This is a genomic window from Arthrobacter pasteuri, from assembly GCF_054510955.1.
The window spans coordinates 548,375-574,535 of sequence record NZ_JBTNDO010000001.1 but is presented as its reverse complement, the minus strand read 5'-3'; the positions used below and the strand labels follow the sequence as shown (position 1 = coordinate 574,535).

Sequence of the window (26,161 nt, the reverse complement as noted above, 5' to 3'; positions counted from 1 at the left end):
ACCGTCAGCCGGAGAGCTGGTCCCGGGACTGCCGGGGGAGGGTTTCGCGGGACGCGAGCCAGGTGAGGGCGGCGACCACGGCCAGAACGCCGGTGGCGACGAAGGCCAGGGCGTAGGAGCCCATGACCAGCCGGTCGATGATGAGGCCGGCGACGATCGGGCCGACGATGGCACCGAGGTCCGCGCTCATCTGGAACGTCGCCAGGACCTTGCCGCCACTGCGTCCGGTGCCGATGATGTCCGCGACGGCCGCCTGCTGTGCCGGATTCAGCAGGCCCGTCCCGATCCCCCCGACCACGCAGATCGCCAGGAAGACGGCGACGCTGCCCGAGAAGCCGAGCGCGGCCATGGCGGCGCCGTTGACGAGGAGCCCGGTGATCACCAGCGGCTTCCTGCCGGCCGTGTCGGCGAGGCGTCCGGACACCGTCAGCGAGAGTGCGGTCCCGCCCGCGAAGAAGGCGAGCGAGAGGCCTGCGACCTGCGGCCCGGCGTCGAGCACGGCGGTCGCGAAGAGCGGGACCAGGGCCATCCGGATGCCGAACGAGGACCACCCGTTGGCGAAGCCCGACAGGAGCGACGCACGGTAGGCGGAGTCTCGGACGGCCTCCCGGACCGACAGCGGCGCCTGGTGGCGTGCCGCCTGCCGGTCGGCGAGGGAGGTGTCCCGGAGCTGGAAGAACACGACGGCGGATGCGACGAGCAGCGCGACCGCATAGGCGAGGAACGGCACGCGGAGCCCGAGGCCGGCGAGCAGGCCTCCGATGAGGGGCCCTCCGATACTGCCGAGCAGGAATGCCGTGGCGTAGGCACCGGAGACCCGGCCACGGATGGACGGCGGTGCGAGCCGGACGATCAGTCCCATGGCCGAGACGGTGAACAGGGTCGACCCGATGCCGCCCAGGCCGCGGAAGACCAGCAGCTGCCAGTAGTCCGCGGCGAAGGCACACGCGGCGGTGGACAGGGCGACGATGAGCAGCCCGATGATGTAGACCGGACGCTCGCCGAGCTTCTCCACGAGCCACCCGCCCGCCGGTGCGAACAGGAGCCTCGTGAAGGCGAAGGCGCTGACGATCACGGACGCCGCCGTCACTCCGACATCGAAACTCTGCGCGAACTGCGGCAGGATCGGGGCCACGAGCCCGAAGCCGATGGCGATCACGAACGCAGCCGCGATGAGGACCCGGATCTCGCGCGGGATGGAGGGGCGCTCCGGCGCGGCAGCGTCGCCCTCTCCCCGCGTCCTCCGCGGAAGGATCCGAAGGAGGGACTGCTTGCGAGCGTGAGGGGAACCGGCCATGGTCCTCGCATTCTGTCACCGCATCCGTCGGATGCTCAATCGGCCCGTGTGAGAAGGTGGATCAGTGAACGACATCCTTCTGCCTGTCATCTTCGTCATCCTCGCGATCGCCGTGATCGGGTCGCTCGCGGCCCTCCTCGTCCGGGGCAGGCGCACACCTCCCGGGCTCTATTCCTCGCCGAGGGATCCCGACGACCAGGCCGGCGTCGCCGCCCACGGTGCCACCTCCACCGATGTCCTCGACAGCCCGGGTGGGACCACGACGGATGTCCTGGTCCCCGACGACCTCAGCACCCTCGACGAGGCGCCCCCCGCCCCGCGCTTCGACACCGTCGAACCCATGCAGGGCCGCCTCGCCCGGCTGCGGGCACGCCTCGTCCGCTCGAACAACGCGCTCGGCAAGGGGCTGCTCACCCTCCTGTCGCGCGACAGGATCGACGAGGACGTCTGGGACGAGGTGGAGGAGACCCTCCTGATGGCGGACCTCGGCACCGAGCCCACCATGGAACTGGTCGACGCGCTGCGCGAGCGCGTGAAGGTGGCCGGCAGCCGCAACCCCGCCGAGGTCAAGGACATGCTCCGTGAGGAACTGGTCAAGCTGGTCGATCCCTCGATGGACCGCTCACTCGCCACGCAGCGGCACGCGGACCGGCCTGCGATCGTGATGGTGGTCGGCGTGAACGGGGTGGGCAAGACCACCACCGTCGGCAAGCTCGCGCGCGCGCTGGTCGCCGACGACAAGGACGTACTCCTGGGAGCGGCGGACACCTTCCGCGCAGCCGCCGCGGAGCAGCTGGCGACGTGGGGGGCGCGCGTCGGCGTGCCCACGGTGAAGTCCGACGTCGACGGCGCCGATCCGGCGTCCGTGGCCTTCGAGGCCGTTAAGGCGGGCATCGAGCAGGAAGTCGACGTGGTCCTGATCGACACCGCCGGGCGCCTGCAGAACAAGGTCGGCCTGATGGACGAGCTCGGCAAGGTCAAGCGCGTCGTCGAGAAGCAGGGCACGGTCGACGAGGTCCTCCTGGTGCTGGATGCGACCACCGGGCAGAACGGACTCAACCAGGCGCGCGTCTTCGCCGAGGTCGTGAACATCAGCGGGATCGTGCTCACCAAACTGGACGGGACCGCGAAGGGCGGCATCGTGGTGGCGATCCAGCGCAGCCTCGGCGTGCCCGTGAAGCTGATCGGCCTCGGCGAGGGCGCTGACGACCTCGCGGCCTTCGACGCCGAGGGCTTCGTCGACGCGCTCCTGAGCTAGCTGTACTGCCGGGACGCGCGGTCCGTCGGGCCGCCACCGAGGGTCCATCCAGTGATCCGGCAAGGGATCCGGCCCCCGGAAACCTGACGGAAACATCTGCGTCATGCGCCTTTTACGTCGGTGAGACTGATGTAACCTGCGCGCAATGTTCCGCCCCAGGGACGGAAACACGCCCATCGCATTCTGGAGGTGCGGGAAGTCCCCGCCCCTTCGGAAGGATCGTGTTTGATGGACCTCACAGCAGGCCACGTCTGGGTGATGATCTCAGCTGCCCTCGTACTCCTCATGACCCCGGGCCTCGCCTTCTTCTACGGCGGGATGACCCGTGCCAAGGCCGCACTGAACATGATGATGATGAGCTTCATCGCCGTCGGACTCGTGGGGGTCGTCTGGGTCCTGTGGGGCTACTCGATGACCGGCGGGGACGGCATCGCCCAGCTCTTCGGCAACCCGTTCACCTCCTTCGGGCTCGCGAGCCTGATCGGCACGGAGGACCTCATTGGCGCGGGCTACGGCGCCACGTTCGCCATCATCACCGTGGCGCTCATCAGCGGTGCCATCGCCGACCGCGCCAAGTTCGGTGCGTGGACCGTCTTCGTGCCCATTTGGGTCACCGCGGTGTACTGCCCGCTCGCGTTCATGGTGTGGGGCGGCGGACTCCTCAGCGCTGACGGTGCTGTCGGCGGCGCTGTCGGCGAAGCCATCGACTTCGCCGGAGGCACGGTCGTGCACATCAGCGCAGGCGTGGCCGCCCTGGTCCTCGCCCTGATCCTCGGCAAGCGACAGGGCTTCGGCCAGGACCCTGCCCAGCGCCCCCACAACATCCCGTTCGTGATGCTCGGTGCCGCACTCCTGTGGTTCGGCTGGTTCGGCTTCAACGGGGGCGCGGCAGGAAGCGCCGAGGAGGCCGGCCTGATCTGGATCAACACCATGGCCGCCCCCGCCGCCGCCATGGTCGGCTGGCTCATGACCGAGCGGATCCGCGACGGACGCCCGACGTCCCTCGGCGCCGCCTCGGGCATCGTCGCCGGCCTCGTCGCCATCACCCCCGCCTGCGCCAACGTCAGCCCCGTCGGCGCCGTAGGCCTGGGCCTCGTCTCGGGCGCGGTCTGCGCCCTGGCCGTCGGCATCAAGTACCGCCTCGGTTTCGACGACTCGCTCGACGTCGTCGCCGTCCACCTGGTCGCGGGCATCGTGGGCACGCTGTCCCTCGGTTTCATCGCACTGCCGGTCGAGGGCGCCGGTGGCGGACTCTTCTACGGAGGTGGCCCCGGGCAGCTCGTGGCCCAGGTCGTCGCGGCCGCCATCGCGATCGCACTCTCCGCCGTCATGACCGCCATCATCGGCCTGGCGATCCACAAGACCATCGGGTTCCGGGTCAGCTCCGACAACGAGATCGGCGGCGTCGACCTCTCGGAGCACGCCGAGACCGCCTACGAATTCGGCGGACTGGGAGTGGGCGGATCCTTCCACCCCTTCGCCGAGCAGACGTTCGGGCAGCACAAGACCACGCAGAAGACCACCCAGCAGAACGTCACGGAGGGCGTACATTCATGAAACTGGTGACAGCAATCGTTCGTCCCGACAAGCTCGACGGCGTCCGGGGAGCCCTCGAGAACTACGGGGTCCAGGGCCTCACGGTCAGCCAGGCGAGCGGCTACGGCCGCCAGCGCGGCCACACCGAGGTCTACCGCGGCGCAGAGTACACCGTGGACCTCCTCCAGAAGGCGCGCGTCGAGGTCCTCGTCGCGGATGCCTGGGTCACCGACATCGTCGACGTCCTGGTCTCGACGGCCAACACGGGGCGCGCAGGTGACGGCAAGGTCTGGGTGATCCCCGTTGAGGAAGCCGTCAGGGTCCGCACCGGTGAGCGCGGGGACGCAGCACTGTAGGAGACGCAGCGCTGCAGAAGACACAGCAGAAGCAGGACGGAAGGGCCGCCACATCGTGGCGGCCCTTCCGTCATCGTCGGAAAAGCGCGGGGAAAGCGCGGGGAAAGTGCGGGAGCGGTCGTCAGGGCCGACCGTGGGACGACGGCCAGGACTCCGGACCGTTCGATCCCGCGGGGTACTCCTCGAGGGGTACCCGGTTCTCCGACCAGGCCTGAAGGACCGGCTCCACGATGCGCCAGCAGTCCTCGGCGGTGTCACCGCGGACGGACAGCGTCGGATCCCCGGCGAGGACCCCGTCGAGTACTTCACCGTAGGGGAGCAGGTCCGTCTCGTTGAGGTCCGCACTGAGGGTCGCGCGGTCCAGCGAGAAGATGTCGCCCGGTCCGTTGACGTCGAGTTCGAGCTGGAGGGTGTCCGGTCCGAACCCGATGCGCAGCTTCGTGGGCGCGTCCTGTCCCGTGAAGCCCACGGGCAGGTGGCTGACGGGCCGGAAGGTGATGACCGCCTCCTTGCGCTTGACGCCGAGGGCCTTGCCGGAGCGGAGGACGAACGGGACGCCGGACCAGCGCTCGTTGTTGATCGACACGGTGACCTCGGCGAGGGTCTCGGTGCCCTTCGAGGGGTCGACGCCGGGCTCCGCGGCGTAGTCGGGGATCTGCCGGTCGCCGATGGTGCCGGCGGTGTACCGGGCGCGGCGGCTGCTGCCCGGACTGTCGAGGTCCACCGAGCTCGCCCGGAGGATCGAGCCGATGTGGTCCCGCAGGTCGCGCTCGTGCAGGGTGGACGGCGCGTTGAGCGCCAGAAGGGCCATTACGTGCAGCAGGTGGCTCTGGATCATGTCGCGCAGGGCGCCCGCGCCGTCGTAGTAGCGCGCACGGTTCTCGAGCGCGAGATCCTCGTCGAAGATCACCTCGACCTTCTCGATGTGGAGGTTGTTCCAGACCGGCTCGAGGATCCGGTTGGCGAAGCGGAGGCCCAGGATGTTGAAGACCGTCGCCTTGCCGAGGAAGTGGTCCACGCGGTGGATGTTCTGCTCCGGGACGAGTCCGGCCAGCTTGTCGTTGAGGCTGTGCGCCGACGCCTGGTCCGTCCCGAAGGGTTTCTCCATGACGAGGCGGGTGCTCTTCGGCAGGGAGTCCGGCCCGAGGGCGCTGCAGGCCTTCTGACTGATGGCCGGGGGCAGCGCGAAGTACAGCGCCACCGGACCCTCCAGCGTCTGCACCAGGTCGGCCAGGCCGTCCTGGGTGACGTCGATCAGGTGGTACGAGCTGTTGTCCCGCACCTGCTGGAGGGACGCCCTGCCGGCGTCGTCGGCCTTCTCCAGAGCCGCGGCGAACGCCCCGTCCACGCGTTCGCGCCACTGTTCGTCCGTCCAGTCGTCGGATCCCGCGCCCACGAGCTTCAGCCCGTCCGCGCGCCCGAGCCGGATGAGCCGCGCCAGTCCGGGAAGCAGCAGGCGCCCCGTGAGGTCCCCGGAAGCCCCCAGGATGAGGAGTGTCTTGACCCGGGTGTCTGCCTCGGCGGGAATGGTGTCGTGTTCTGCGAGAGAGTGAGTGTCCACCTCTTCACCTTGCCACTTATCCCTGTGCCTGTCCCGCACTGGGGCAATGCGTCGCCGGTTGCGCCGGGAGTGTCCGGTGGGCCGGGTCCACCCGGGTCAGGCATCCCTCCGGCACCCCCAGTTGGTACCCTAGGGAGTTGAGTCTCTCTACTTCCCGATGAAAGAAGTTCACGGCACGTGTTCAATTCACTCTCCGACCGGCTGACTGCGACCTTCAAGAACCTCCGTGGCAAGGGCCGCCTCACCGAGGCGGACATCGACGCCACCGTCCGCGAGATCCGGCGCGCCCTGCTCGACGCCGACGTCGCCGTGCCCGTGGTGCGCGCCTTCACGGCAGCCGTCAAGGAACGCGCACTCGGCCTCGAGGTGTCCCAGGCCCTGAACCCGGGCCAGCAGGTCGTCAAGATCGTCAACGAGGAACTCGTCGGGATCCTGGGCGGCGAGACCCGCCGGATCCGCCTGGCGAAGAACCCGCCGACCGTCATCATGCTGGCCGGCCTCCAGGGTGCCGGAAAGACCACGCTCGCCGGAAAGCTGTCCAAGTGGCTCAAGGGCCAGGGCCACAGCCCGCTGCTCGTCGCCTGCGACCTCCAGCGCCCCAACGCCGTCCGGCAGCTCCAGGTCAATGGTGAGCGCGCCGGTGTTCCCGTCTACGCCCCGCACCCGGGCGTCAGCTCCGAATTCGAGGCAGCGACGGGCGATCCCGTCGCCGTGGCCCGCCAGGGTGTCGCCGAGGCCCGCGCCCGCCTGCACGACGTCGTCATCGTCGACACCGCGGGCCGTCTCGGCGTGGACGCCGAACTGATGCAGCAGGCTGCGGACATCCGTGCCGCCATCAGCCCCGACGAGGTGCTGTTCGTCATCGACGCGATGATCGGCCAGGACGCCGTCAACACCGCGCTCGCCTTCAACGAGGGCGTCGACTTCACCGGTGTGGTCCTGACCAAGCTCGACGGCGACGCCCGCGGTGGCGCCGCCCTCTCCGTCGCCTCGGTCACCGGCAAGCCCGTCATGTTCGCGTCCACGGGTGAGGGACTGAACGACTTCGAGCTGTTCCACCCCGACCGCATGGCCTCGCGCATCCTGGACATGGGCGACATCCTGACGCTCATCGAGCAGGCGGAGCAGTCCTGGGACAAGGATGAAGCGGCCCGGATGGCGAAGAAGTTCGCCGACCAGGAGGAGTTCACCCTCGAGGACTTCCTCGCCCAGATGCAGCAGATCCGCAACATGGGCTCCATGAAGAAGATGCTCATGATGATGCCCGGTGCCGCGAACATGCGGGAGCAGCTCGAGAACTTCGACGAGCGCGAGATCGACCGTGTCGAGGCCATCGTCCGTTCCATGACCCCGCACGAGCGCCTCGCGCCCAAGATCATCAACGGATCGCGTCGCGCGAGGATCGCCCGCGGTTCGGGCGTGCACGTCTCCGAGGTGAACGGACTGCTCGAGCGCTTCACCCAGGCGCAGAAGATGATGAAGAAGATGGCATCCGGCGGAGGAATCCCGGGCATGCCCGGGATGGCCGGTCCCGGCGGCTTCGGCGGTCCGCGTAAGGCGAAGGCGGTCGCGGCCAAGGGCAAGAAGAAGCCGCGTTCGGGCAACCCCGCGAAGGCGGCCCAGGAACTGCAGGAAGCGGAGGCGCGGCGCACCGCGGCCCGCACTGCGGCGCCCACGGGCGCGGCGTTCGGCGGCCAGCAGGACTTCGACCCGTCGGCCATGAACCTCCCGAAGGGCTTCGAGAAGTTCCTCGGGAAGTAGCGATCCCAGTGCATCCCGCACCGGGCCCGGCAGGTTCCCGCCCGTGCTGAGCCTCGAGCGTGTCGTCTTCGTCCACGGCAGTGGCCGTTTCGGAGCCGCGGCCTGGCCGAAGCAGCACGGACTCTCGCTCGACTTCGACTGCCTGTACCTCCGGCGCCACGGCTTCGACGCGGAGGCGGAGCCCCTGGCGACGGACCACGATCGCGACCAGGAGATCCTCGCCGAGGCCCTGGGCGCCGGCGGGCACGTCGTCGCGCACGCGGAGGGTGCCGTTCCGGCCATGCTGCTCGCCGTCGAGCGGCCGGGCCTCGTGGGCTCCCTGACGCTCATCGAGCCTGCATGCCTCTCGCTGACTGCCGGCCTTTCCGCCACGAAGGCGCACATCAACCTGATGGCGCCCCTGGTCGCCGAGCGCCACACGATGTCGGACGGGGATTTCCTCCGGGAGTTCCTGCGGCGCGGATCCATCGCGGAGGAAGCGGAGGAACCTGTGGACGGCGTCGGGCGGAATGCGGCCCGACTGCGGCTCCAGAGCCCGCCCTGGGAGGCTCCGCTGTCGATCGTCCCCGGTGTGCCGACCCTCGTCCTCACGGGTGGCTGGGAGCCGCTCTACGAGGAGGTGGCCCAGTACCTGGCCGGAACCGGCGCCATCCACCACGTGGTTCCCGGCGGGCACCGTCCCCACGACACCCCCGAGGGTGCCGCCCTCATCCGTGCCTTCCTGCGCTCCGCAGGCGAGCAGGTCGCAGCGTGAGGAAGCCGGCATTCCATCAGGCCGCGCCACGCTCCCTGCCGCATGACGCTGCCGAGATGGCCCTGCTGACATGGCCCCGCCGACATGACCCCGCCGACATGACCCCGCCGACCGGCGGGTACCTGCACCTCACGGGCACGGTGCTGCTGTCGCCGTCGCGCTCCGTCGCCGACGTCTATGTGCAGGACGGCCGGTTCACCTTCACGCGCCCGCCCGGGGCGCCGTCGCGCACGCTGGAGGGGTGGGTCCTGCCCGGCCTCGTCGACGCGCACTGCCATGTCGGCCTCGACCGGAGGGGCCGTGTACCGGACGCCCTGGCGGAACAGCAGGCCCTGGCCGACAGGGACGCGGGAACGCTGCTCATCCGGGATGCGGGCGTCGTCAACGACACGCGGTGGATGCAGCAGCGGCCGGACCTTCCGCGGCTGGTGCGCGCAGGGCGCCACGTCGCCCGCACCCGTCGCTACTTCCGCGACTACGCCGTGGAGGTGGAACCCTCGCAGCTCGCCGGCGCCGTGGCGGAGCAGGCACGGCGCGGCGACGGCTGGGTGAAGATCGTGGGGGACTGGATCGACCGCTCGCTCGGCGACCTCGCTCCCGCCTTCCCGGCCGCGGCCCTCAGGGACGCGGTCGACGCCGCCCACGCCGAGGGCGCCCGCGTCACCGCCCACTGCTTCGCGGCCGAGACGCTCGACGGGATGCTCGACGCCAGCATCGACTGCATCGAGCACGCCACGGGGATGCTTCCCCGGCACATCCCGCGGTTCGTCGAGCAGGGCGTGGCCATCGTCCCGACGCTGATCAACATCGACACCTTCCCCGCCATCGCCGACGGTGCCGCGGAGAAGTACCCGGACTATGCGGCTCACATGCGGCGCCTGTGGGGCGGACGGCAGGACATGGTGCGCAGGGCCCACGACGCCGGGATCGCCGTCTACGCGGGAACGGACGCCGGGAGCGTGATCGCGCACGGCCGCCTCCCGGACGAGGTGGCCGCGCTCGCAGCCGCCGGCCTGGGCGCGACCGCGGCCCTCGACGCCGCCTGCTGGTCCGCCCGCCGCTGGCTGGGCTTCCCCGGCATCGAGGAGGGGGCCGGTGCCGACGCCGTCGTCTGCTCCTCCGATCCACGCCGGGACGTCGGCACCCTGACCGACCTCCGGGCGATCGTGCTACGCGGATCGGTCGTGGCTCCCCGTGCCCCGCACTGATGTGTCGCCCCCGGAATAACTTGAACCTTCAAGTAGTTACACGGGGGACAGCATGATCACCGCCCGAGGAGCCGTTATGCGCAAGGAGCTGCTACCCACCACCACCGCCATGGGCACGCTGACCCTTCGGGTCGGAGACCTCGCGGCCATGACCACCTACTACTCCACCGCGCTCGGTCTGGAGGTGCTCGAGGACCGCGCGGACGCCGTCGTGCTCGGACGCCGGGGGAAGGCCGTCATCCGTCTGGAAGCCGCCGGCCACCTGCACCTGCCGCCGCGCGGCGAGGCCGGCCTGTTCCACACGGCCCTCCTGTTCGCGGACCGCGCCGACCTGGCAGCAGCCGTGGCATCCGCGGCGCGCCATCCGCTCAGTTCCTTCGTGGGCAGCGCCGACCACCTCGTGAGCGAGGCCTTCTACTTCAGCGATCCCGAGGGCAACGGCATCGAACTGTACTTCGACCGCCCGAGGGAAACCTGGGACTGGTCCCGGGACGAGCGCGGGAACCGCTCCGTCGTGATGGACAGCCTCCCGCTGTCACCGCGGGCCTACCTGGAGGAACACCTGACGGAGGACGCCGTGTCGCACGCCGTGTCGAAGAGCGCGGAGGTCGGGCACGTTCACCTGCAGGTGGGCGACGTGGACACGGCGCAGCGGTTCTATGTCGGCGTGCTGGGGTTCGAGCGGACAGCGGGCTGGCACGACCAGGCCCTCTTCGTGTCGGCCGGCGGCTATCACCACCACATGGCCATGAACGTCTGGAACAGCAGGGGCGCCGGGCCGCGCAAGGACACGCTCGGTCTCGGTGAGGTGCTCATCCAGGTGTCCGCCGCCGACGAGGTGGGAGCGCTCGCCGACCGGCTCGCCTCCGCCGGCATCGCAAGCCACTCCACCGGAGCGGAACTGCGGTTCGAGGACCCCTGGCGCAACCGCCTGAGGGTCGCCGTCGCGGGCTCGCCGGACGGAATCGCCTAAACTACGCCCGTCTGGCACAATGGATTCGTACTCGATCCGTGCAGCCCCTCTCTCTGTGCGTGAATTGTGTCCTTTGAACCCTCGAAATGGCCCGCCCCACGGGAGCAGGACGACGGGTTCGCCCCTTTTCATTTACAAGGAGTGACCACACAAGTGGCCGTAAAGATTCGCCTCAAGCGCATGGGCAAGATCCGCGCACCTTTCTACCGTGTCGTCGTCATGGATGCACGCTCCAAGCGTGATGGCCGTGCCCTCGAAGAAATCGGCAAGTACAACCCCACCGAGGAGCCCTCGTTCATCGAGATCGACTCCGATCGTGCGCAGTACTGGCTCGGCGTCGGCGCGCAGCCGACCGAGCAGGTCTCCGTCCTGCTGAAGATCACCGGTGACTGGCAGAAGTTCAAGGGACTCAAGGGCCAGGAAGGCACCCTGCGGACCAAGGCAGCCAAGGAAGCGTTCGTCGCCCCCGAGAAGGGCTCCGTGATCGTCCCCGAGGCCATCACGCCGAAGGCGAAGAAGAACGACGACGCCGCCGCGGAAGCGACCGAGGCAGAGTAAGTTGCTGGCCGAAGCTCTGGAGCACCTCGTCCGCGGCATCGTCGACAACCCGGATGACGTCCGGGTCTCCGCGAAGAACAACCGCCGCGGTGAGACGCTCGAGGTCCGCGTCCACCAGGAGGACCTCGGCCGCGTGATCGGCCGCCAGGGGCGCACCGCCCGGGCGCTGCGCACCGTGGTCGCCGCCCTCGCGGACGGCGAGCCGGTACGCGTCGACGTCGTCGACACGGACCGCCGCCGGGGCTGACCCCTCCAGAGCACGGCACGAACCGGCCCCGCCACCAGCACCTGGTGGCGGGGCCGATCAGTTTCCCCGCAGTCCCGCATCACCCCCGCCACCCCGGATCACCCGTGGCACAACCAGCAGGAGCAGCACGATGGAAGTACTCGTAGCCAGGATCGGCAAGCCCCACGGCATTCGCGGCGAGGTGACCGTCCAGCTCTTCACCGACGCCCCCGAGGACCGATTCGAGCCCGGCGAGACGTTCCGGGTCGAGGACGCCGCCGTAGCCGAGCTGACCGTCGCCAAGGCCCGGTGGAACAAGGACATCCTGATCGTGGGCTTCGAGCAGGTCGCCGATCGGAACCAGGCCGAGACGCTGCGCGGCGCCCGGCTCTTCATCGACTCCGACGGGACGGACGACGGTGACGATGACTCCTGGTACGAGCACGAGCTCGTCGGCCTCGACGCCCGCGTCGACGGTGAGCCCGTGGGCAAGGTCACCGGCCTGCGGACGATGGCCGTCCAGGACCTGCTCGTCGTCGAACTCGCCGACGGCCACGAGGCCCTCGTCCCGTTCGTCGGCGAGATCGTCCCCGAAGTGGATCCCGAGGGTGGCTTCGTGACGATCGTGCCGCCGGCCGGGCTCTTCGACCTCAACACCCCCGGCTCGAACCAGGCACCCGACGACGGCGACGACGACGGGGCTCCGGCGGAGGCGCGCGACTAGTGCGCCTCGACGTCGTCTCCATCTTCCCGGAGTACCTTGCCGCCCTCGACCTGTCGCTGATCGGCAAGGCCCGGCAGGACGGCGTCCTCGACGTACGGGTCCATGACCTCCGCTCCTTCACGACGGACCGGCACCGGACCGTCGACGACACCCCGTACGGCGGCGGAGCCGGCATGGTCATGAAGGCCGAGCCGTGGGCCCTGGCGCTCGAAGCGGTCCTCGCCGAATCGCCTGCGGACGGGAACCGGCCCACCCTGATCGTCCCCTCACCGGCCGGAGCCGTGTTCAACCAGGCGATGGCGCACGAGTTCGCGGAGCTCGACCACCTCGTCTTCGCCTGCGGACGGTACGAGGGGATCGACGAGCGGGCGATCGACTGGGCGCGCGGGGAGTTCGATGTCCGCCCCGTCTCCCTCGGCGACTACGTGCTCAACGGCGGGGAGGTGGCTGTCCTCGCGATGGTCGAGGCCGTCGCCCGGCTGATCCCCGGCGTGGTCGGCAACCCGGAATCGCTCGTGGAGGAGTCCCACTCGGACGGCCTGCTGGAGTACCCGGTTTACACCAAACCGTCGTCCTGGCGCGGCCGGGAGATCCCCGACGTCCTGCTGAGCGGCAACCACGCGAGGATCGCGCAGTGGCGGCGGCTCGAGCAGTTCCAGCGGACGGCGGAGCGGCGCCCCGACCTGCTGGCGGGTGTCGACGCCGCGTTGCTGACGAAGGCGGACCTCAAGGCGCTGCGAGAGGCCGGGTTCGACGTCGTCGGCGGCAGGCTGACCCGCCCGTCGCATTAGCAGTTGGTCCCGCTCCTGTGGAATAATCGTAGATTGTGTCCACTGGGCCGGACCCTGCCACAGGGGGCGTCCAGCCAACAGTCCCACACCGGCCACCGAATCTCCGGATCGGCCGGAACCCTGCTTCGGCGGCATTGCCCGGGCCTCGCGCCCTGTCCTTGCCCGCCGTGACCAACGTGAATGACCTGTGGCGTTCACCAGGAGTATCAGTATGCATATTCTCGATTCCGTCGACGCCGGATCCTTCCGCGACAACGTCCCCGACTTCCGCGCCGGCGACACCGTCAACGTCCACGTCAACATCATCGAAGGCAAGAACACCCGTGTTCAGATCTTCAAGGGCTTCGTCGTCGGCCGCCAGGGTGACGGCATCCGCGAGACCTTCACGGTCCGCAAGGTGAGCTTCGGTGTCGGCGTGGAGCGTACGTTCCCCGTCCACAGCCCGGTCCTCGACAAGATCGAGGTCGTCTCCAAGGGCGATGTGCGCCGCGCCAAGCTGTACTACATGCGCGAACTGCGCGGCAAGGCAGCCAAGATCAAGGAGAAGCGCGACCCCAAGACGGTCAAGTAACCCCCTGAAGGTGCATGAAACCCCCGCTTCCCAGCTTCCGGCTGGAGAGCACACGAAACGCCGGTCCCGCTGTGCGGGCTGGCGTTTCGTGTTCTCCGCCGTCCTCGTCGCAGCCCTCCTCACCGGGCTCGTGCGCGGTTTCCTCGTCGACGTCTATTTCATCCCGTCAGCCTCCATGGAGCCCCTGCTCAGGGAAGGCGACCGGGTGCTCGTCAGCAAGGTCGAGGACACCGATGGCACTGTGCAGCGCGGGGACGTCGTCGTCTTCGACGGCCGCGGGTCCTTCGACCCCATCACCGATCCGCGCGGCATCCCGGAACGCCTGGTCGCCGGCGCTGCCCAGTGGCTCGGGCTGGCGGGGAGCGACACGGTCTACGTCAAGCGCGTGATCGGCATCGGCGGGGACCGGGTGGCCTGCTGCTCCGCCGACGGGCATCTGACCCTCAACGGGAACCCCGTCGACGAGCCGTACGTCCATCCGGGGGATGCGGCGAGTGACCTCGACTTCGACGTCGTCGTTCCCGAAGGGCGGATCTGGCTCCTCGGGGACCACCGCTCGGCCTCCATGGACTCCCGATCGCTGCTCGGCGCAGCCGGCGGAGGCCTCGTCGCCGAGGATCGCATCATCGGACGGGCCTTTCAGCTAGTCTGGCCACTTGACAGGTATGCTCCGATCACCAGGCCGGTCGGCTGAATAGACCGGCCCAGCGGCGCGGATGCCGCACCAGCGGGACTCCCTTCGGTGGGTCGCCGCCGGGCACCACGACCACAGAGGACACCAGTACATGGCACGGAGCTTCCGCAGGAAGTCGGCCGCGGGGGCTCCCGCAGCACACTCGTTCGATCCCGATCCCGACGCCGGGGACGATCCGTCCGCCGACAGGATGCGGGACCGGAAGCGGGCCCCGAAACGGGACGCGAAGGACTCCGACCGAGGCTTCGGGGCGTGGCTGAAGGAGATCGGGACGATCGTCGTGATCGCCCTGGTGCTGTCCTTCCTCATCAAGACCTTCCTGTTCCGCGCGTTCTTCATCCCGTCCGGCTCCATGGAGGAGACCCTCGAGATCGACGACCGGATCTTCGTGAACCAGCTCGTGCCGCAGCCCTTCGACCTGCAGCACGGCGACATCGTCGTCTTCCGGGACACCAAGGGCTGGCTCCCGCCGCAGCCGGAAGCCAGTGTGAGCTGGTTCAAGGAAGCGCTCATCTTCGTCGGGCTCGCCCCCGACGAGTCGCAGCAGCACCTCGTGAAGCGCGTCATCGGACTCCCCGGCGACCACGTCATCTGCTGCGACGCCGAGGGCCGCATCACCGTCAACGGGGAACCCCTGGTGGAGCCCTACCTCTTCCCCGGCGCCAATCCGTCGGACCTCCCGTTCGACGTCGTCGTGCCCGAGGGCAAGGTGTGGGTCATGGGAGACCACCGCAACGCGTCCGCGGACTCCCGGGCCAACCGCGACAAGCCCGGTGAGGGCTTCGTCGACGTCGAGGACATCGAGGGCAGGGCCGCCGTCATCGCCTGGCCGCTGGACCGCATCGGCTTCCTCGGCAACCACCCGGACGTGTTCGACGGCATCCCCGATCCCGAGCGCTCAGCGCAACCCACCCCTACCGGATCATGACGGCCCTCCGGAAGAAACGCTCCTCCGCTCCCACCCTGAGCTTCGAGAAGTCCTTCGCCGTGGACGGCCACCGCTACATCGCCGGGTGCGACGAGGTGGGCAGGGGAGCGCTGGCCGGCCCCGTCTCGGTCGGCGTCGTCGTCGTCGACCTCGATGCGGTTCCGGGCCTGCGGGGCGTCCGCGACAGCAAGCTCCTCCTGCCGGCCGAGCGCCAGGCACTCGTGCCGCGCATCCGGCGCTGGTCCGCGGCCTCCGCCGTAGGGCACGCATCGGCCGCCGAGATCGACGCGCTGGGGCTGATGGCCGCACTGCGGACCGCGGGCAGCCGCGCCTGGGCCGCGGTCCTCGACACCGTGACGCCCGATGCCGTCATCCTCGACGGCAACCACGACTGGCTCTCCACCCGGCCCCAGGGCGTCCTGTTCGACGGCGGGGAGGGTCTCACGGCACCCGCCGTCGGCTGCACGGCTCCCGTGCACACGCGGATCAAGGCGGACCTGAAGTGCCTGAGCGTCGCGGCGGCGAGCGTCCTGGCCAAGGTCGAGCGCGACGCCCTGATGGTCTCCCTGGCCGGCGACCACCCCGCCTTCGGCTGGGACGGGAACAAGGGGTACGCCACGGAGGGGCACCGAGCAGCCATCGATGCCCTGGGGCCCAGCGAGTATCACCGAAAGACCTGGCGGCTGGGAAGCCAGGACAGGCCCGGCATGCCACACGCGGAAATTGGGGGATGATTGTCGAATGAGTGCTGAGGATCTTGAAAACTACGAAACCGACATGGAGCTCCAGCTCTACCGCGAGTACCGGGACGTCGTGGGTCTCTTCAGCTACGTCGTGGAGACGGAGCGCCGGTTCTACCTGGCCAACAACGTGGACCTGCAGGCGCGCTCGGCCGATGGCGAGGTCTACTTCGACCTGACGCTGCAGGACGCCTGGGTCTGGGACGTGTACCGTTCAGCGCGGTTCGTGAAGAACGTCCGTGTCATCACATTCAAGGACGTCAACGTCGAGGAGCTCTCGAAGTCGGACGACATCGCCCTGCCGAAGGACGGCACACTGGGCTGACCGCCCCTCGGCCGGCTGACTCCTCGGGGCTGACCGGCCCTCACGCCGCCGGGTCGTCGTCCGTCCCGCCGTAGGGGAACGCGTCGTCGCCGTCCAGCGGGACGTCTGCTGCCTGTTCGAGCCGGTCGGCTTCCGATCCGCCCGTGCCTTCACCGGCGATGCCGCCTCCATAGCCGTCGTCGCCGGATCCCGCGGGCATCCCCTGTTCCTGGAGGTCCGCCTCCGACCCGCCCGTCCCCGCACCGGCGCGGTCCGCGCCGCCGGCAGGGCGTCCGGTCGCTTCCTGTTCCTGCAGGTCCGCCTCGGATCCGCCTCGCAGGATGTCACTGGATTCTGACACGGTGTTCTCCGTTCTCCCTCCGGGCCGACGCCGGGTCGACGTCGCTTCTCCTGTCCACGGTACGAGGGGCGGGAGACCTGTGCCACCGCTTTCTTCCCCGACCCACGGCGTCCGGGCAGCGGGGCCGCCGGTCGGGAAAATTCCGGGCGGCACGCGGGATGCTCCGGTGTTGTCCACATAGCTCCCCGCGCCACGGCGTGCGTCTGCCGCTTCCCCGAGGCTGGGGGAGGAGGTGGATGCCATGGTGGCAAAGGATCAGCTGGGGCGCCGCGGAGAGGCAACGGCGGCAGCCTTCCTCGAGCAGGCGGGCCTGAGAATCGTCGACCGGAACTGGCGGTGCCCGGTGGGGGAGATCGACCTCGTCGCGGTCGACGGATCCACGCTGGTGATCGTCGAGGTGAAGACGCGCAGCTCGGACGACTTCGGGCAGCCGCTGGAGGCGATCACGGCGAGCAAGCTCGAGAGGTTGTACCGGCTCGCGTCCACGTGGGCCCGCGCGCACAACCTGCGGTTCAGCGGATTCCGCATCGACGCCGTGGGCGTACTCGACGACGGTTCCGGAGCACCGCGGATCGAGCACGTGCGGGCGGTGATCTGACGGTGCTCGGCCGGACGTACGCGGTGTCGATGGTGGGCATGAACGGATACGTCGTCGAAGTCGAGGCCGATATCGGGCAGACCCTGCCCGCCTTCGTGCTGCTCGGCCTGCCCGACGCCTCGCTCAACGAGGCGAAGGACCGCATCCGGGCCGCAGCACGGAATGCCGGCGTCCCGCTCAGCCGCCGCAAGATCACGGTCAACCTGATACCGGCCTCCCTGCCCAAGCGCGGTTCGGCCTTCGACCTCGCGATCGTCATGTCCGCACTGGCTGCGGCAGGAGACGTCCGGGGCTGCGGGTCCACGGTCTTCCTCGCCGAACTGGGCCTGGACGGGCAACTCCGTCCCGTCCACGGTGTCCTGCCCGCCGTCATGGCTGCCGTGCAGGCGGGGCACACCAGCATCGTGGTCGCGGAGGAGAACGCCGCCGAGGCCGCTCTGGTTCCTGCCGCCGGCGTGCGGTCCTTCCGCACGCTCGCAGAGGTGGCGCTGGCGTTCGGGGCGGACGGGGCGCAGGTCACGCTGCCGGATCCCGTGCCGCGGCAGGAGGTTCCCGCGCCGACAGTGCCGGCGGTGCCACTGCGGGACCTGTCCGATATCGCAGGCCAGCACGAGGCGAGGTACGCGCTGGAGCTCGCAGCCGCCGGTGCGCACCACCTCCTCATGGTCGGCCCACCCGGGGCGGGGAAGACGATGCTGGCAGAACGGCTGTCCGGAATCCTGCCGGAGCTCGAGGACGACCACGCGATGGAGGTGACGGCGATCCACAGCCTGAGCGGTGAGGGGTACTGCGGCGAACTGGTCCGCACGCCGCCCTTCGAGAGCCCCCACCACACCGCGACGCCTGCCGCCATCATCGGGGGAGGAAGCGGGATCCCGAGGCCCGGCGCCGCCTCGCGGGCGCATCGGGGCATCCTGTTCCTCGACGAGGCGCCCGAGTACGAACGCCGGGTCCTGGAGGCCCTGCGTGAACCGCTGGAGAGCGGTCGCCTCGTCCTACACCGCGCGTCCGGAACCGCGTCCTATCCCGCCAGGTTCCAGCTCGTCCTCGCGCTCAACCCCTGTCCGTGCGGGCTTGCCAACGGCAAGGGTATCGACTGCAGGTGCACGGCCCAGCAGCGCCGGCGGTACTTCAACCGGCTCTCGGGACCACTGCTGGATCGCGTCGACCTGCAGCTCGCGGTACAGCGGGTCAGCCTTGCCGACTATGCCGACGTCCGACCGGCCGAGACATCGGCCCGTGTCGCCGAACGGGTCGCCGCGGCGAGGAGCGCCCAGCGGGAGAGATTGCGTCCGTGGAACTACGCGACGAATGCTGAGGTGCAGGGCCGGATCCTCCGGGGCGAGCTCGCACTGCCGCGGACGGTGACGGCATCCCTGGACAGGGCCCTGGACAGGAATCTGGTCAGCGCGTGTGGCTGGGACCGGGTCCTGCGCGTCGCGTGGACCGTGTCCGACCTCGCAGGCCGTGCCCGGCCCGACGCGGACGATGTGGTGACAGCCCTCGGCTTCCGGTTGCAGGAGCGTGCAGCATGAGTGCATCCGCGAGCAGCAGTCTGGCCAGGGCAGCACTGTCGAGGCTGTTCGAACCCTCCGACACCGTCGGCCTCGGGCTGGTCTCGATCGTCGGTCCGGTCGATGCCCTGCGCGTCGCCCGCAGGGAGATCGCCGCGGGCCAGGAGCTGACCCGGCACCTGTGCGAAGCACTGGACGTCGGCGAACACAGGAACCTCCTCGACGAGGGACTGGCCCGCTGGGCTCCGCGCCTCGGCGGCCTCGCTCCCGAGCGTGACCTGGCGACGCTTGCGCGGTTGGGCGGACGACTGGTCGTGCCTGAATCCGAGGAGTGGCCGGAAGCGCTGGACGACCTGCAGGTCTCCGCTCCGCTGTGCCTCTGGGTGCGGGGCCGCCACCAGGTCCCCGGGATCGAGCGCCTGGCCGCTCTCGTGGGCTCCCGGGACAGCACCACCTACGGCTCGTCCGTGACGGCCGAGCTGGCGTCCGGCCTCACGACCCGCGGCTTCACGGTCGTGTCGGGCGGCGCGTACGGCATCGATGCCCAGGCCCACCGGGCGGCTCTCGCCACCACGGACGATCGTGATGCCCCGGCAACCATCGCCCTTCTGGCCTCCGGCGTGGACCGGTACTATCCGGCAGGCAACGAGGAGCTGCTCCGTGCGATCGCGGAGCGGGGACTCCTGATCTCCGAAGTCCCGCCCGGCAGCTCCCCGACCCGATGGAGGTTCCTGCAACGGAACCGGCTCATCGCGGCCCTCAGTGCAGTCACGGTGGTCGTCGAGGCGCGCTGGCGCTCGGGCGCGCTCAACACGGCGCACCACGCGGGCGGGCTGGGCAGACCGGTGGGTGCCGTGCCCGGCTCCGTCCACTCGGCCAATTCGGCGGGGTGCCACCGACTGCTGCGGGACGGCACCGCGGTCTGTGTCACCGATGCCGCCGACGTGGCAGAACTGGCTGGTCCGCTGGGCGGCGAATCGGGGGACCGGGCCAGGGAGGAAGCGTCCCCGGCGCGCGACCAGGACGGCCTCACGATTCCCGATCTGCTGGTGCTCGACGGCCTGCCGGTCCGAGCCTCGACATCGGTCGACAAACTGTCGAGCGTCGCAGGCCTCTCCACGAGGGACGTCATCGGGGGTCTCGCACGCCTCGAACTGGCCGGCCTGGCCGAGAGGACGGCCGATGGCTGGCGGCGACAGAAGGGCTGAGGCCGGGCAGGCGCTCGGGCAGGCACGACACGAGGAGCCGGACGACGACGGACGGCACGACCGGGAGGACGTCATGACACGCAGCAGGGGGTTCGCCCCGGAGGACGAGCGGTTCCACGCCGAGATCGACACACCCCTCGGGCTCCTACGGGTGGTCGCTCGCGGGACGGCCATCGTCGGCCTGTACCACGGGGAGCACCATCCGCCGCCGGCTCCGGCCCTACTCGGGCACGCCGGTTCCCCTCCTTGCAGCCCGGACTCCGTGCCGGGACCGGGAGGGCGGGCGTCGCCGGTGCCGGAGTCGACGGCGGCCGTACTCCTCCAGGCGTGCCGTGAGCTGAAGGACTACTTCGACGGCTCGGCGCGGGACTTCACGACTCCCATCGACCTCTCCGGCACACCATTCCAGCTGAGCGTCTGGGCGGCACTCCGGCGGATCCCGTACGGGGAATGCCGCAGCTATCGGGACGTGGCGGAGCAGCTGGGCAATCCGCGGATGGGCCGGGCGATCGGCGCGGCGGTCAGGGCCAACCCGGTCTCGATCATCGTCCCGGGCCACCGTGTGGTCAGCAGCGCGGGCGCGGTCATCGGCTATGCCGCAGGCCCGGAGGTGAAGAAGGCGCTCCTCGATCTGGAGAGAGCCGTGGCCCGTCCTGGAGGGGCAGGGAGCCCTGGGCGTGGATACTGGGAGGGGAGGCAAACATGACATCTAGTGGCGCTCCGCTTGCAGGCGAGCTCGGTGCGGCCCTTTCCGGGTTCGCGGACTACCTCACGCGGGAACGCAACCGCTCTGCCCATACGGTGCGGGCGTACCGGACGGACATCGAGCTCTTCCTCGCCCACGCTGCACAGGCGGGGGTGTCGGCACTGGACCAGCTGGAGCTCCGCCACTTCCGGTCCTGGCTGGGTGCACTCGACGGGGCCGGTCTGTCCCGGTCGACGATCGCCAGGCGTGCGGCATCGGTTCGCTCGTTCATGGACTGGGCCGTCCGTGAGGAGACGGTCCCCGCCAACCCCGCCCTGCGCCTGCGCGCTCCCAAGCGGAACAGCAGGCTGCCCGCCGTCCTCAGCCGACCGCAGACGGACGTCCTCTTCGAGGGCCTCGACGAGCAGGCAGTGCAGGGGGATCCCTCGGGCCTCCAGCGGCGCGCCATGATCGAACTGCTGTACGGCACCGGCGTCCGGGTCGGTGAGCTGGTCGGCCTCGACATCGACGACGTCGACACGGAGCGGCGCACCCTGGTGGTCCTGGGCAAGGGGTCGAAGGAGCGGACCGTGCCCTACGGGATTCCCGCAGCCCATGCCCTCGACGACTGGCTGCGCCGCGGCCGGCCGAAGTGGGTGTCGGACAAGAGCGGACCGGCCCTGTTCCTGGGCCGCAGGGGCGGACGCATCGACCAGCGCGCCGTCCGCACCCAGGTCAAGGACGCCCTCGATGCCCTCGGCGACACCGCTGCGCAGGGACCGCACGCGCTGCGGCACAGCGCCGCCACGCACCTGCTGGACGGCGGGGCCGACCTCAGGGCCGTGCAGGAGATCCTCGGGCACTCGAGCCTCGCCACCACGCAGCTCTACACGCACGTGTCGGTGGAACGCCTCCGCCGAAGCTACGAGCAGGCCCACCCCAGGGCCTGACCCCGCATGAGGGAAGGCCCAGTGTCGAACGGGACGGGAGGGCAGGGCATTGCAGGCGGGTGGTTGCAGTGGCGAAATTCACGCTTCTCGGGCAGAATGAGCACTAGTGGAACGGAACCCGCATGGTATGCGCGGGTGGGTCTCGTAAAGCTCTGGCATCATCCGTTGCAGTTTCGTCAGCCATATGAAGGTCGTTGGGGAAGACGTACCTACAGCTATGGAGGATGGAATGTCTGTTGTGATGGCGCGCGGTGTCTTGTACGTGCACTCGGCCCCTACTGCGTTGTGCCCTCATGTCGAGTGGGCTATCGGCTCTGTCCTGGACAAGCGCATCGACATGGAGTGGACGGCGCAACCTGCCGCGCCCGGAATGCTGCGCGCCGAGCTCTCATGGGTTGGCCCGCAGGGCTCCGGATCGCAGCTCGCCTCCGCCCTGCGCGGCTGGGCGCACCTCCGCTACGAGGTCACCGAGGAGCAGAGCCCGGGCGCCGACGGCGGCCGCTGGTCGCACACTCCGGAGCTCGGGATCTTCCACGCCACGACCGACGTCCACGGCAACATCATGGTGACCGAGGACCGGATCCGGTACGCCTATGAGGCGGGCGCCGGCGATCCTGCTGCCGTCTACCATGAACTCTCCCTCGCACTCGGGGAGTCCTGGGACGAGGAGCTGGAGCCTTTCCGCCACGCGGCCGAGGGCGCTCCGGTGCGCTGGCTCCACCAGGTCGGCTGACGGTCTCCGAAGACTCGACAGGGCCGGGCTGAAGTCCATAGCCAGCCCCGGCAGGATCCCGCGCTGCGAGGCAGCCGCCGGCACACGAAAGGCGCCGCCCGGAAGGGCGGCGCCTTTCGCTGCGTCCGGAGGTGCTCAGACGTTGCGGAGCACGATGACGGCGTTGTGCCCGCCGAAGCCGAAGGAATTGCTGAGGGCGACGATGTCCCCCTGGGGGAGGTCCCTCGGCGAGGTCACGACGTCGAGCGGGATGTCGGGATCCTGATTGTCGAGGTTGATGGTGAGCGGTGCCTTCCGGTCGTGGATGGCCAGCACGGTCATCACCGCCTCCACGGCGCCGGACGCACCGAGGAGGTGACCGGTCTGTGACTTCGTCGCGGAGACCGCGACCTGGTCCACACGGCCGCCCAGGGCGGCCTTGAGGGCGGTGTACTCGGGCTTGTCGCCGACGGGGGTCGACGTCGCGTGGGCGTTGACGTGGACGACGTCCTCCGCCTGGGCACGCGCATCGAAGAGCGCGGCCTTGAGCGCCCGGGTGGCCCCGAGCCCCTCGGGGTCGGGTGCGGTGATGTGGTACGCGTCGGCCGTGACGGCGGTGCCCGCCAGCTCTGCGTAGATCCGCGCACCGCGGGCGAGGGCGTGCTCCTCGGCCTCGATGACCAGGGCACCGGCCCCCTCGCCCATGACGAAGCCGTCCCGGCCGGTGTCGTAGGGACGCGAGGCCAGTTCCGGCTCATCGTTCCGGCGGGACAGCGCCTGCATCGCGGCGAAGGCTGCGATGGGCATCGGGTGGATGGCGGCTTCGGCACCACCGCAGACCACCACGTCGGCCTTGCCGGAGCGGATCAGTTCGAGGCCCTGGTGCAGGGCTTCCGTGCCCGAGGCGCAGGCCGACACCGGGGTGTGCGCACCGGCGCGCGCACCGAGGTCGAGGCTCACGGCCGCTGCGGGTCCGTTGGGCATCAGCATGGGGACGGTCATGGGGAGGACGCGGCGGGGGCCCTTCTCGCGCAGCGTGTCCCAGGCGTCCAGCAGGGTCCACACGCCGCCGATGCCCGTTGCGAATGCGACCGCTAGGCGGTCCTTGTCGACCTCCTCGATGCCCGAGTCGCGCCAGGCCTCACGGGAGGCGACGACGGCGAACTGCGTCGACGGGTCCATGCGCTTGGCCTCGACCCGTGAGAGGACCTCCGACGCAGGGGTGGCGATCTGGGCGGCGAAGGTCACCGGCAGTTCGAACTCCTGCACCCAGTCGGCCTCGATGGTGCGTGCGCCCGGCACTCCCTTGAGGGCGTTGGCCCACATGGTGGGGACGTCTCCGCCGATGGGGGTGGTTGCACCGAGTCCGGTGATGACGACTTTGCGTGGCATGGTCACTCTTTCGAAGCTGTGGCGTGCGCCGGCAGGACCGGGGCGAGGGGATGACGAGTACGGCCGCCCACGGCGGGAACACCGGGAGCGGCCGCAGCGCTGGGAACGGCAGGAATCAGGCCTGCGCGCCCGAGATGAAGGTGACGGCGTCGCCGACGGTCTTCAGGTTCTTGACCTCTTCGTCGGGGATGCGCACGCCGAACTTCTCCTCGGCGTTGACGACGATGGTCATCATCGAGATGGAGTCGATGTCGAGGTCGTCGGTGAAGGACTTGTCCATCTCGACGGACTCGGGTGCGAGTCCCGTCTCTTCGTTGACGATCTCGGCCAGACCGGTCAGGATTTCTTCGTTGCTAGCCATGGTGGCTCCTTTTCTGTTCGTGCCGGTGCACCGGCGGGGATGGTCAAACCGCACGGTCGCGGTCTGGGCTTGAAAACTAGGGGAGGACGACGACCTGCGCCCCGAAGACGAGGCCGGCGCCGAAACCGATCTGCAGTGCCAGCTTGCCGCTGAGCGAGGGCTGCTCCTGGAGCGTGCGATGCATGGCGAGGGGGATCGAGGCGGCGGAGGTGTTGCCGGCGTCCACGATGTCCCGTGCCACGTAGACGTGCTCGGGGAGCTTGAGCTGCTTCACCATCTCATCGATGATACGGATGTTGGCCTGGTGGGGGAGGAACACCGCGAGGTCGTCCGCCGTGACGCCGGCGGCGTCGAGGGCGCGCTGCGCGACCTTCGCCATCTCCCACACGGCCCAGCGGAACACGGTCGGCCCGTCCTGAACCATGGTCGGCCACAGGCTCTCGCGGCCGGCGTCGACGTCCTGCTCGCGCTCGGTGTCGGTGGCGACGGCGCCGACGGCGTAGTCCCGGACATCGGTCAGGGAGCGCGTCATGCGGATCGCGGCGTGCTTGCTGCCGTCGGACCCCCAGACGGAGGGCCCGATGCCTGCAGTGTCACCGGGGCCAATGACGACGGCGCCCGCACCGTCGCCGAGGAGGAAGGAGATCGTGCGGTCGGAGTTGTCGATGAAGTCCGACAGCTTCTCGACGCCGACCACCAGGACGTACTCGGCGGTACCGGCGTGGACCAGGGCGTCGCCCTGGGCGATCCCGTAGCAGTAGCCGGCACAGGCGGCCGAGATGTCGTACGCGGGAGCGGGCGTCGCGCCGAGGCGGTCGGTCAGCTGCGCGGCGGCCGACGGCGTCGCATAGGGGTGGGTCACGGTGGACACCAGCACGGCGCCGAGCTGGGACGCGTCGATGCCCGCCGCGGCGAGTGCCTCCCGGGAGGCGGCCTCCGCCATGTCGATGACGCTCACGTCGCGCGGAGCGCGGTGCCGCGTGACGATGCCGGTCCGCTGCCGGATCCACTCATCGGAAGAGTCGATCCACTGGCACACGTCGTCGTTGGTGACGATGATCTCCGGCCGGTAGGCGCCGACGCCGAGGATCCGGGTGTGCTCGCGGAGGGGGGCTTGCTTGATGGCGGTGATGCTCACTGAGGTCCTTCTGGGGTAAGGGACGGATCGAGGTCCGTGGTCCGCGAGTGCTCCTGCAGAAAGCTGCGGGCGGCATCCAGGTCCTCGGGCGATTTTACGGCCAGTGCTGCCGTACCGCGCATTCCGCGCTTGGCGAGGCCGGTCAGCGTTCCCGCCGGAGCGAGCTCGACCATGCCCGTGACGCCCATTCCCTGCATCGATTCCATGCACAGGTCCCAGCGGACCGGACGCGATACCTGCGCGATCAGGCTGTCGAGGTTGCCCTCGCCGGTCGCCACGGGCTGCCCGTCATAGTTGGACATGAGGGTGGCGACCGGGTCGGAGGGTGCCAGCGACGGCCTCAGTGCCTCGAGCGCCGTGACGGCGGGAGACATGTGGCCGGTGTGGAAGGCGCCGGCGACCTTGAGTGCGATCACGCGGGCCTTCGCAGGCGGGTTCCCGGAAAGGGCCGCGAGCTGCTCGAGCGTTCCCGCTGCGACCACCTGTCCACCGCCGTTGGCGTTCGCGGCGGTGAGGCCGAGTTCCGCGAGCCGCGCTGCGACCTCCTCGGGATCACCGCCCAGGACCGCGCTCATCCCGGTCGGTGTCGCCGCGGCAGCTTCCGCCATCGCCGTGGCGCGGACCCGGACGAAGGCGACGGCGTCGTCCTCGGAGAGGGCCCCGGCGATGCCCGACGCCGTCAGCTCGCCCACGGAGTGTCCCGCCACGACGGTCGCTGCGGTCAGCGGGGAATCCCGGAGGAGGAGGCGGGCTGTCACGAGGCCGGCGGCCACGATGAGCGGCTGGGCGACGGCGGTGTCCTTGATGGTCTCCTCGTCGGAGACGGTTCCGTGCCGGATCAGGTCGGTGCCGGCCCGGTCGCTGAGACGCTCGAGGTGGTCCCTTACTCCCGGAAGGTCGAGCCAGGGGCTGAGGAAGCCCGGGGTCTGTGAGCCCTGTCCGGGGCAGGCGATTGCAAGCACTGTTCCAGCTTTCCAAAGAGGTGGAGCATTATCGGGTGTT

The 26,161-nt window shown here is 69.8% G+C and carries 29 protein-coding genes; 22 read left to right on the top strand and 7 right to left on the bottom strand.

Going from position 1 to position 26,161, the window contains the following annotated elements; all coding sequences use genetic code 11:
- Positions 1 to 4 precede the first annotated feature (4 nt).
- A complete protein-coding gene (locus tag ACX80H_RS02770; RefSeq protein WP_459310872.1) occupies positions 5 to 1,297 on the bottom strand; it encodes an MFS transporter in 1,293 nt (430 codons plus the stop codon).
- Between the two features lie 64 nt (positions 1,298 to 1,361).
- On the opposite strand from ACX80H_RS02770, the gene ftsY reads away from it, so the two are divergent.
- From ftsY to ACX80H_RS02755, 3 genes are all read left to right on the top strand, one after another.
- Positions 1,362 to 2,555, top strand: coding sequence for a signal recognition particle-docking protein FtsY (gene ftsY, locus ACX80H_RS02765; protein ID WP_459310871.1), 1,194 nt, complete (start codon positions 1,362 to 1,364; stop codon positions 2,553 to 2,555).
- 228 nt (positions 2,556 to 2,783) lie between these two features.
- On the top strand, positions 2,784 to 4,112 hold the full coding sequence (locus tag ACX80H_RS02760; RefSeq protein ID WP_459310870.1) for an ammonium transporter: 1,329 nt from the start codon (positions 2,784 to 2,786) through the stop codon (positions 4,110 to 4,112).
- The gene (locus tag ACX80H_RS02755; RefSeq protein WP_055773303.1) at positions 4,109 to 4,447 is read left to right on the top strand and encodes a P-II family nitrogen regulator; all 339 of its coding nucleotides are present in this window, start codon (positions 4,109 to 4,111) and stop codon (positions 4,445 to 4,447) included. The genes ACX80H_RS02760 and ACX80H_RS02755 overlap by 4 nt, the downstream gene beginning before the upstream one ends.
- A gap of 121 nt (positions 4,448 to 4,568) precedes the next feature.
- Here ACX80H_RS02755 and ACX80H_RS02750 read toward each other — a convergent pair whose 3' ends face one another.
- Complete coding sequence (locus ACX80H_RS02750) at positions 4,569 to 6,008, bottom strand: glucose-6-phosphate dehydrogenase (RefSeq protein ID WP_459310869.1); 1,440 nt, start codon at positions 6,006 to 6,008, stop codon at positions 4,569 to 4,571.
- A 177-nt stretch (positions 6,009 to 6,185) separates the two neighbouring features.
- Here ACX80H_RS02750 and ffh point away from each other — a divergent pair, with 177 nt between their 5' ends.
- The 13 genes from ffh to ACX80H_RS02685 all read left to right on the top strand — a co-directional run bounded on the left by ffh (position 6,186) and on the right by ACX80H_RS02685 (position 16,261).
- On the top strand, positions 6,186 to 7,769 hold the full coding sequence (ffh, locus tag ACX80H_RS02745) for a signal recognition particle protein (RefSeq protein WP_459310868.1): 1,584 nt from the start codon (positions 6,186 to 6,188) through the stop codon (positions 7,767 to 7,769).
- 46 nt (positions 7,770 to 7,815) lie between these two features.
- Positions 7,816 to 8,523 (top strand): alpha/beta fold hydrolase, encoded by a 708-nt coding sequence (locus ACX80H_RS02740; RefSeq protein WP_459313351.1) that lies wholly within the window; start codon positions 7,816 to 7,818, stop codon positions 8,521 to 8,523.
- A gap of 98 nt (positions 8,524 to 8,621) precedes the next feature.
- Positions 8,622 to 9,731, top strand: coding sequence for an amidohydrolase family protein (locus ACX80H_RS02735; protein ID WP_459313350.1), 1,110 nt, complete (start codon positions 8,622 to 8,624; stop codon positions 9,729 to 9,731).
- 76 nt (positions 9,732 to 9,807) lie between these two features.
- A complete protein-coding gene (locus ACX80H_RS02730; RefSeq protein WP_459310867.1) occupies positions 9,808 to 10,704 on the top strand; it encodes a VOC family protein in 897 nt (298 codons plus the stop codon).
- A 153-nt stretch (positions 10,705 to 10,857) separates the two neighbouring features.
- The gene (gene rpsP, locus ACX80H_RS02725) at positions 10,858 to 11,262 is read left to right on the top strand and encodes a 30S ribosomal protein S16 (protein WP_459310866.1); all 405 of its coding nucleotides are present in this window, start codon (positions 10,858 to 10,860) and stop codon (positions 11,260 to 11,262) included.
- A 1-nt stretch (position 11,263) separates the two neighbouring features.
- Positions 11,264 to 11,509: an RNA-binding protein gene (locus ACX80H_RS02720; protein WP_104118497.1), complete on the top strand. Its 246-nt coding sequence runs from the start codon at positions 11,264 to 11,266 to the stop codon at positions 11,507 to 11,509.
- Positions 11,510 to 11,639: 130 nt separating this feature from the next.
- Entirely contained in the window at positions 11,640 to 12,212 is a 573-nt protein-coding gene (rimM, locus tag ACX80H_RS02715) for a ribosome maturation factor RimM (protein ID WP_459310865.1), read from the top strand.
- On the top strand, positions 12,212 to 13,003 hold the full coding sequence (trmD, locus tag ACX80H_RS02710) for a tRNA (guanosine(37)-N1)-methyltransferase TrmD (protein ID WP_459310864.1): 792 nt from the start codon (positions 12,212 to 12,214) through the stop codon (positions 13,001 to 13,003). The genes rimM and trmD overlap by 1 nt, the downstream gene beginning before the upstream one ends.
- 211 nt (positions 13,004 to 13,214) lie before the next feature.
- Complete coding sequence (gene rplS / locus ACX80H_RS02705) at positions 13,215 to 13,574, top strand: 50S ribosomal protein L19 (protein ID WP_087075993.1); 360 nt, start codon at positions 13,215 to 13,217, stop codon at positions 13,572 to 13,574.
- Positions 13,575 to 13,662: 88 nt separating this feature from the next.
- Complete coding sequence (gene lepB / locus ACX80H_RS02700) at positions 13,663 to 14,268, top strand: signal peptidase I (RefSeq protein ID WP_459310863.1); 606 nt, start codon at positions 13,663 to 13,665, stop codon at positions 14,266 to 14,268.
- Positions 14,269 to 14,359: 91 nt separating this feature from the next.
- Positions 14,360 to 15,196, top strand: a complete 837-nt coding sequence (gene lepB / locus ACX80H_RS02695) for a signal peptidase I (protein WP_459310862.1) — start codon at positions 14,360 to 14,362, stop codon at positions 15,194 to 15,196.
- On the top strand, positions 15,193 to 15,930 hold the full coding sequence (rnhB, locus tag ACX80H_RS02690) for a ribonuclease HII (protein ID WP_459310861.1): 738 nt from the start codon (positions 15,193 to 15,195) through the stop codon (positions 15,928 to 15,930). Before lepB (ACX80H_RS02695) ends, rnhB begins: the two co-directional genes overlap by 4 nt.
- A gap of 7 nt (positions 15,931 to 15,937) precedes the next feature.
- On the top strand, positions 15,938 to 16,261 hold the full coding sequence (locus ACX80H_RS02685; protein ID WP_087075985.1) for a DUF2469 domain-containing protein: 324 nt from the start codon (positions 15,938 to 15,940) through the stop codon (positions 16,259 to 16,261).
- Between the two features lie 40 nt (positions 16,262 to 16,301).
- On the opposite strand, the gene ACX80H_RS02680 is transcribed toward ACX80H_RS02685, so the two are convergent.
- Positions 16,302 to 16,601 carry an Rv3202a family protein gene (locus ACX80H_RS02680; protein ID WP_459310860.1) on the bottom strand — a complete coding sequence of 100 codons (300 nt, stop codon included), beginning with the start codon at positions 16,599 to 16,601 and terminating at the stop codon, positions 16,302 to 16,304.
- A gap of 232 nt (positions 16,602 to 16,833) precedes the next feature.
- Here ACX80H_RS02680 and ACX80H_RS02675 point away from each other — a divergent pair, with 232 nt between their 5' ends.
- The 6 genes from ACX80H_RS02675 to ACX80H_RS02650 all read left to right on the top strand — a co-directional run bounded on the left by ACX80H_RS02675 (position 16,834) and on the right by ACX80H_RS02650 (position 22,289).
- A complete protein-coding gene (locus ACX80H_RS02675; RefSeq protein ID WP_459310859.1) occupies positions 16,834 to 17,199 on the top strand; it encodes a YraN family protein in 366 nt (121 codons plus the stop codon).
- Positions 17,200 to 17,237: 38 nt separating this feature from the next.
- Positions 17,238 to 18,734, top strand: coding sequence for a YifB family Mg chelatase-like AAA ATPase (locus ACX80H_RS02670; RefSeq protein ID WP_459310858.1), 1,497 nt, complete (start codon positions 17,238 to 17,240; stop codon positions 18,732 to 18,734).
- Positions 18,731 to 19,921 (top strand): DNA-processing protein DprA, encoded by a 1,191-nt coding sequence (gene dprA, locus ACX80H_RS02665; RefSeq protein WP_459310857.1) that lies wholly within the window; start codon positions 18,731 to 18,733, stop codon positions 19,919 to 19,921. The genes ACX80H_RS02670 and dprA overlap by 4 nt, the downstream gene beginning before the upstream one ends.
- Positions 19,896 to 20,627 (top strand): methylated-DNA--[protein]-cysteine S-methyltransferase, encoded by a 732-nt coding sequence (locus tag ACX80H_RS02660; protein ID WP_459310856.1) that lies wholly within the window; start codon positions 19,896 to 19,898, stop codon positions 20,625 to 20,627. The genes dprA and ACX80H_RS02660 overlap by 26 nt, the downstream gene beginning before the upstream one ends.
- On the top strand, positions 20,624 to 21,556 hold the full coding sequence (locus tag ACX80H_RS02655) for a tyrosine recombinase XerC (protein ID WP_459310855.1): 933 nt from the start codon (positions 20,624 to 20,626) through the stop codon (positions 21,554 to 21,556). The genes ACX80H_RS02660 and ACX80H_RS02655 overlap by 4 nt, the downstream gene beginning before the upstream one ends.
- A 229-nt stretch (positions 21,557 to 21,785) precedes the next feature.
- Complete coding sequence (locus ACX80H_RS02650; RefSeq protein ID WP_087075971.1) at positions 21,786 to 22,289, top strand: DUF3145 domain-containing protein; 504 nt, start codon at positions 21,786 to 21,788, stop codon at positions 22,287 to 22,289.
- 135 nt (positions 22,290 to 22,424) lie between these two features.
- On the opposite strand, the gene fabF is transcribed toward ACX80H_RS02650, so the two are convergent.
- The 4 genes from fabF to ACX80H_RS02630 all read right to left on the bottom strand — a co-directional run bounded on the left by fabF (position 22,425) and on the right by ACX80H_RS02630 (position 26,121).
- Positions 22,425 to 23,660 carry a beta-ketoacyl-ACP synthase II gene (gene fabF, locus ACX80H_RS02645; protein ID WP_459310854.1) on the bottom strand — a complete coding sequence of 412 codons (1,236 nt, stop codon included), beginning with the start codon at positions 23,658 to 23,660 and terminating at the stop codon, positions 22,425 to 22,427.
- 115 nt (positions 23,661 to 23,775) lie between these two features.
- A complete protein-coding gene (locus ACX80H_RS02640) occupies positions 23,776 to 24,021 on the bottom strand; it encodes an acyl carrier protein (RefSeq protein WP_087075967.1) in 246 nt (81 codons plus the stop codon).
- 76 nt (positions 24,022 to 24,097) lie between these two features.
- Positions 24,098 to 25,159 (bottom strand): beta-ketoacyl-ACP synthase III, encoded by a 1,062-nt coding sequence (locus tag ACX80H_RS02635; RefSeq protein ID WP_459310853.1) that lies wholly within the window; start codon positions 25,157 to 25,159, stop codon positions 24,098 to 24,100.
- Entirely contained in the window at positions 25,156 to 26,121 is a 966-nt protein-coding gene (locus tag ACX80H_RS02630) for an ACP S-malonyltransferase (protein ID WP_459310852.1), read from the bottom strand. The genes ACX80H_RS02635 and ACX80H_RS02630 overlap by 4 nt, the downstream gene beginning before the upstream one ends.
- Between the last annotated feature and the right edge of the window lie 40 nt (positions 26,122 to 26,161).

What these genes read in the sequence shown, in the direction of transcription:
- rplS (WP_087075993.1), top strand. Translation starts at nt 13,215, where the DNA reads ATGCATATTCTCGATTCCGTCGACGCCGGATCCTTCCGCGACAACGTC.
- ACX80H_RS02760 (WP_459310870.1), top strand. Translation starts at nt 2,784, where the DNA reads ATGGACCTCACAGCAGGCCACGTCTGGGTGATGATCTCAGCTGCCCTC.
- ACX80H_RS02650 (WP_087075971.1), top strand. Translation starts at nt 21,786, where the DNA reads ATGTCTGTTGTGATGGCGCGCGGTGTCTTGTACGTGCACTCGGCCCCT.
- ACX80H_RS02730 (WP_459310867.1), top strand. Translation starts at nt 9,808, where the DNA reads ATGCGCAAGGAGCTGCTACCCACCACCACCGCCATGGGCACGCTGACC.
- ACX80H_RS02755 (WP_055773303.1), top strand. Translation starts at nt 4,109, where the DNA reads ATGAAACTGGTGACAGCAATCGTTCGTCCCGACAAGCTCGACGGCGTC.
- dprA (WP_459310857.1), top strand. Translation starts at nt 18,731, where the DNA reads ATGAGTGCATCCGCGAGCAGCAGTCTGGCCAGGGCAGCACTGTCGAGG.
- rimM (WP_459310865.1), top strand. Translation starts at nt 11,640, where the DNA reads ATGGAAGTACTCGTAGCCAGGATCGGCAAGCCCCACGGCATTCGCGGC.
- ACX80H_RS02770 (WP_459310872.1), bottom strand. Translation starts at nt 1,297, where the DNA reads ATGGCCGGTTCCCCTCACGCTCGCAAGCAGTCCCTCCTTCGGATCCTT.
- ACX80H_RS02670 (WP_459310858.1), top strand. Translation starts at nt 17,238, where the DNA reads ATGAACGGATACGTCGTCGAAGTCGAGGCCGATATCGGGCAGACCCTG.
- rnhB (WP_459310861.1), top strand. Translation starts at nt 15,193, where the DNA reads ATGACGGCCCTCCGGAAGAAACGCTCCTCCGCTCCCACCCTGAGCTTC.
- ACX80H_RS02660 (WP_459310856.1), top strand. Translation starts at nt 19,896, where the DNA reads ATGGCTGGCGGCGACAGAAGGGCTGAGGCCGGGCAGGCGCTCGGGCAG.
- fabF (WP_459310854.1), bottom strand. Translation starts at nt 23,660, where the DNA reads ATGCCACGCAAAGTCGTCATCACCGGACTCGGTGCAACCACCCCCATC.
- lepB (WP_459310862.1), top strand. Translation starts at nt 14,360, where the DNA reads ATGGCACGGAGCTTCCGCAGGAAGTCGGCCGCGGGGGCTCCCGCAGCA.
- ACX80H_RS02685 (WP_087075985.1), top strand. Translation starts at nt 15,938, where the DNA reads ATGAGTGCTGAGGATCTTGAAAACTACGAAACCGACATGGAGCTCCAG.
- ACX80H_RS02640 (WP_087075967.1), bottom strand. Translation starts at nt 24,021, where the DNA reads ATGGCTAGCAACGAAGAAATCCTGACCGGTCTGGCCGAGATCGTCAAC.
- ACX80H_RS02735 (WP_459313350.1), top strand. Translation starts at nt 8,622, where the DNA reads ATGACCCCGCCGACCGGCGGGTACCTGCACCTCACGGGCACGGTGCTG.
- ACX80H_RS02655 (WP_459310855.1), top strand. Translation starts at nt 20,624, where the DNA reads ATGACATCTAGTGGCGCTCCGCTTGCAGGCGAGCTCGGTGCGGCCCTT.